The organism is Parabacteroides provencensis, assembly GCF_900232875.1.
GTDB classification, from domain to species: Bacteria; Bacteroidota; Bacteroidia; order Bacteroidales; family Tannerellaceae; genus Parabacteroides; species Parabacteroides chinchillae.
Window position 1 is genome coordinate 1 of sequence record NZ_LT960498.1, and the last position, 4,576, is coordinate 4,576.

Genomic DNA, 4,576 nt, shown 5'->3' on the forward strand with positions numbered 1-4,576 from the left:
AATAGCGAACCATCCTTCTAAAAAAATAAAATTCGCCAAATCCAATTGAATGAACTTGGCGAACCTTTTGTTTTGCCTCATCGGAAGAGGAATGCTGAAAAATTGTATATTTTTCAGTGCCCTCAATTAATTATCAGGCTTTTTCTTTATCAGTTTCTATAGTATGATTTATTCTTTTGACCTAGGTGAAAATCAATTTCTGCCTGGGTCAAAATTAAATTCGGGCTAGGACAAAATTAATTTTCAGCAGCCCAAAAGAATAAATTATGCTGTACTTTTTACTAAAAATATAATTGGCAAAACCACCAGTACAGTTTTTCAGAACGAAAAGTAAAAAAATAAAAAGCATTTAAGAACCATTTAATCGGTTCTTAAATGCTCTCAATCAACATTGATATTTATATAGCATCATGTCAGTATATTTTGCACTGTAGTTCACCGAAGCCTTATAAGTTTGAACTTTAGCCCCACTAAATGGATTTTTCAAAGAATAATTCTCTGAAAACCATTCGCACAATTCTATCAGAGAACTTTTATTCGACGTAAAATAAATGTAGTTGTTAGCAATAAGCACATTCAAAACATTAAGGTAATCCCGAAGTTTCCAATATTTGTTCGATCCGTATGTAGTCGTGTCCGTAGAAAGATACGGAGGATCAAGTACAAACAGAACTTTTTGATAATCCTTGAATAGATTAAATAATTGTAAGTAATCACTCTTCACCACTTCTATGCCTTGCAAATAATCTTCTACAGCATAGTCGGTTTTCTTCACATTGTTATAAAACGTTTGTTGCTCCAATTCTTTGTAGCAAGTCGCATACTTACCTGAAAACATAAGACTTGACGACAGAGTTATATAATCTATGGTATGACCTTTCTTTTCCTCTGCACGAATAAGACTCAATATTAAACACTTCATGCTGGGTTCTATCTTCTTCTCCTTCGGAAAGCCAGTTAAATACTCCCGGATGGCCTTAATCAAATTGTTCGTTATATTGACATTTTCCAGTCTTACATGGAAGTCGTCAAAGTCATTATATATAACTCTCAATTCCGGGTACATCCTTTTAGCCGTATGCGAAAGAAGACCACTGCCACCAAATAGGTCAACGACTGTATCAATCTGGCTCACGCTTCTAAACTCTGTTAGTGCTTTTTTGAAATGTTCAATAAAATTCCGTTTTTGCCCCTGGAAAGGTAATGGCGCTGCTTTGTAAATTCTCAATTCCTGTCTGTTTTCCATTATTAAAATCATTTTAAATTATTACTTTTGTAGTCTCACCTACGCGCAAAGGAAATGCGGTACATCGCGGCTGAAGGCTTTTGCCCCCGGTCGTGCGATATACCGCATTTTTTCGTTAGCACGTAGGTGAGATGACTACTAACGAGCCGGGGGCTTTTTTAATCTTGCCCCCTTTATTGATTTTACTTTTTTAATTAACTAAATAGGCATAGAAATCATCCGCCAGCCTAACCATTATATCCATTGCTATATTCCCCCCTATCTCATAATAACTTTGAGACGACCCATCTCCACCCCTTAAAGCCATCCCAACAGCAGGATATATCCGGTATTTTGCAATCCCCCAATTAGACGTTATGACAGTTAAACGGATGCAACAATAATCGCCACTGTTGAAACCCAGTGCAGACCGGATTAAACTTTTATCGGGCAAATACACTGTAGATGTATTGCTCGAATACAAAAAAAAGACATTTCCTTTTTTTGGATCAAGAACATTTACCCCATTGTCCAGATTTAAAGTTGTTGCCCCGCCCTGAAGTACCGATGATCGGGAAATAATTTGGGCATTTGTTTCTATACCAACATTTCTAGTTGCCCCTAAAGTTTTGACGATTAATCCATAATTGATCGTTTCGTAAGGTGGAGAGGTATTTGCTTTTCTGTTTTCTATCATTGCAGTACAGGATACTGAACCTCCTGTATAGGAAGGGAGTAAATCAGTTCCAAATGCAATACGGGTGGAAGGGCTTAGCATGTCTATATATCCAATATCACTTCCAAGGGAAGCATTAGCTTTTAACCAACCATTTTCAATGGTGAAATCACCTATTTTAGCTCCATCTGTTACCGTTAGATTACTAGTTACAATATTTAATGCTGATATATAAGCAGCATCGATCCATTTAGCGACTAATGTTTTAGTTACTATTGCCTCCGCGTCAATCAAATTTGTTCGTATATATCCCCCATCAATAATAGATTCCCCGTCTGCTGCAGACATTACCATTGCTGCATAGCTGGAATAGCCTAGATTCTTTGCCAAAGCTTCCTTGGCTGCACTAACATCCAAACCTGTCTGTTGGTTGGCACTGTTAATAATGGAATAAGACCATGCGTTTAAGTCCGGGCGGTCAGATATGTTATTATATCCTGTACTACCTGCCTTAAATACGATTTTTCCGGCTATCTCCCCTTGTGCCACATTAAAGTAAGTTTGCCCATCAGGACTGACGATCATCCCTACCGTAATTCGTCCTGGTAATATCTCTGTGAAACCATAAACAGTCACAAAGCTGCGCTCACTCTCAAACTCACTTGATAGTGCTCCGGTAAGAAAATAATAATAGCCATCTCCGGCATCCATCTTATACGGTGTTTTGCTGAGTATAAAGGTTCCCGCTGTACTTGTTTTGCTGCATTTAGCATACAGGTACATAGCACTAGCCTCGTCCAATGGCGGAGAGGTATAAGCTGACATATCCCAATATTTATACTCATTGGCTGTATGTGAAGATGACAGCTTGCTAATACCTAGCGTCATGTGTTGTAAGATCATTGCCGGGGTTGTAAACACCTTTGTTTGTTGGTTATATTTGAAATTCGGTAGAATCTCCGCCGGATTTGTTTTGCTGTTTACAAAACGGAATTGCAGGCTTTCATCTCCGATCAACATCGCCATTGTCTGGATCGTTATTGGATTAATTGAAGCGCTGAATCCAGAAATAGCATCTTCCAGCATCGATAAGCTTTCGACCGCATCCCGCCAGCGGCGTTTGGTGAACGAAAGCGCGTCATTATGCCTCCCTTCGTCCTTTACTTCATTACCGTCTATCTTGCCCAATTCGGAGGACACAAAGCCAGCTACCGGTGTGTTGGATAGCTCCAATTCTGGACTGTGAGGTTTGTTTATGTAGTCCTTTATACCTGTGATCCGGATCAAAAGGCCGTTAGGCTGAAATTGCTTGTCACTAAATAAGACATAACCGCCCGGTTGCAGTTTGCCGCCTATTTCTAGCCATTTCTTTTTTGACCACATGCCATCCAACTCACCAGTGAAAGTAAAACTTTCTTCTTCATTCTCAAACATGTATTGAGCAGCCTCCCGGAACATATCCCAACTTGCACCTGTTTTGGTGGCATTATCACAAACATAGGCTTCAGGAAGGGATATGTTGAAAATGGCATACTTGTCTCCAACGGATGGTTTAAAGGTTTCGTTTGGCATGATTGCCCCGTCTATCTCTTGAGGAACAATCTTAAAACGCCGTTCGGAATGGATATATCCAGTCAGCTCCTTGTCGGTCTGTTCCAAATCAAACTTTTTTCCGGCCATAACCCCGGATTGAAAAATGATCGTTGCCCTTTCGCCTGCTATCCGGTATTTGGAATAGTCCAAAGCATCAGGAATCGATGTGTCTATTATGTCATAGAAATTTTTATCCTCATCGACCGTAATCACTTCGCTTATTGTTCCAACCCGTGATGGGTAGATATTGGTTGCATCGTAACCATCCTCATTATAAGTTACAAGCTCGCGATCTGCACGGGTGATAAACATTCCATCAGCATCCGTTTTATAACGACGTCCCTGGTACTCCAACTCTTGACCTTTAGGTAGCAATAGAGAACTACTACCGTATTTTGTTGAATCAATATTACGATCTCCACCCTGTACATACAGGATAGTAACAGGGGCTTTTTCTCCCTGGTTCTGCCGGGCAACACCAGTCTTAAATCCATTGCCTTTACCATAGGACAAAGGCAATGGATCATCTTTAAATCGCTCGACCTTACCAAAGTTGATTGTTTTACCAAGAAATTCAAACTCTGTATTAAATTCATCTGCTAGACGGTTTAGAACTTCCATGCAACTTTCGCGGCTAAAGGCTAACACCTTTTCAGTAGCTTCTATACAAGTACCAAGTGCCCAACCTGAATCATGTAGGTTAAGGTTGTCAACCAAAAGCTGCATAAACATACGGGGTGTTGCTGTTAACGGGAATTTAAGTTTATGAGGCTTACCGGAAAGAAACTTATACTTTGTACGGTTCAGCAATTCCCACCATCCGCCAAACTCAACGGTATATTTTAAATTACGCTCTCCGTGCTTAGTTAGGTTCTCCGGTTTCCAGAGCGTATAACGCTGGCCTTGAAACTCGACGTAACTGTACACAGGAATCTCGACATGCTCCGTAAGGGAAAAATAAAGATACACCTTATCACCCTGCCGGATCGCTCTATACCGGTAACTGGAATCATCTACCGGAATATCCAGTATCTTAACGTTGTTTTTATCGTATATAATCATCGTTTAAATCGTTTTAAGTT

The 4,576-nt window shown here is 39.8% G+C and carries 2 protein-coding genes; both read right to left on the minus strand.

Going from position 1 to position 4,576, the window contains the following annotated elements:
* Positions 1-385 precede the first annotated feature (385 nt).
* Entirely contained in the window at positions 386-1,246 is an 861-nt protein-coding gene (locus CTY47_RS16525; RefSeq protein WP_099465886.1) for a DNA methyltransferase, read from the minus strand.
* Positions 1,247-1,436: 190 nt separating this feature from the next.
* Positions 1,437-4,556, minus strand: coding sequence for a hypothetical protein (locus CTY47_RS17000; RefSeq protein ID WP_099465885.1), 3,120 nt, complete (start codon positions 4,554-4,556; stop codon positions 1,437-1,439).
* Between the last annotated feature and the right edge of the window lie 20 nt (positions 4,557-4,576).